1 protein-coding gene is annotated in these 635 nt (G+C 63.8%); it reads left to right on the forward strand.

The features are described from left to right. Positions 1-453, forward strand: a 453-nt coding sequence (locus ACFO3N_RS24925) for an MFS transporter (RefSeq protein ID WP_379801515.1), incomplete at its 5' end; no start/stop codon positions are given. Between the last annotated feature and the right edge of the window lie 182 nt (positions 454-635).

The raw sequence follows: 635 nt of genomic DNA on the forward strand, positions 1-635 counted from the left end.
CGCGCCATGACCAACCCACCCCTTCCGGTCGCCGCCACAGTATCGCAAAAAGATGTCGGCTTCCGCGAGTTCGTCGTGCTCAGCGCATGCCTGATGGCGATGAACGCGCTGTCCACCGACCCGATGCTGCCGGCGCTGCCGGACATCGGCCGCGACCTGGCGATAGAGGCGGCCAATGACCGCCAGCTCATCATCAGCACCTATTTTCTGGGCCTGGGGATCGGGTCGTTGCTGTTTGGCGTGCTGTCGGACCGTTTTGGCCGCAAACCCGTGCTGGGCGGCGCGTTCGTCGCGGCGCTCGATCACGTCGATGGCCGATTCCAGCTGGCCGACCGCGAGCTCGCCCATGCGGACGATTTCGCCGGTGAGGCGGGTCAGCTCGTCGTCGTAGCTCTTGATGATGTGTTCTTTGCTGCTGCCGCTCATGGTGTGGTTCCACAATTCGTTGGATAGGGAAGGGTGTCGCGGGGTGTCCCCTCACCCTAACCCTCTCCCCGGAGGGGAGAGGGAGCGAAGTGCGCGCTCCGATGAGAAACTTCGCCACTTCCTCGATGGGCTTCTGCGTCGCCGACAATCCAATGCGCAGCAAACGCCGCTGGCATAGCGATTCCAGTCGCTCCAGCGAGAGTGCCAGG

The sequence above is a fragment of the Flavobacterium chungangensis genome (genome assembly GCF_042654045.1).
Taxonomy (GTDB): Bacteria; Bacteroidota; Bacteroidia; order Flavobacteriales; family Flavobacteriaceae; genus Flavobacterium; species Flavobacterium chungangensis.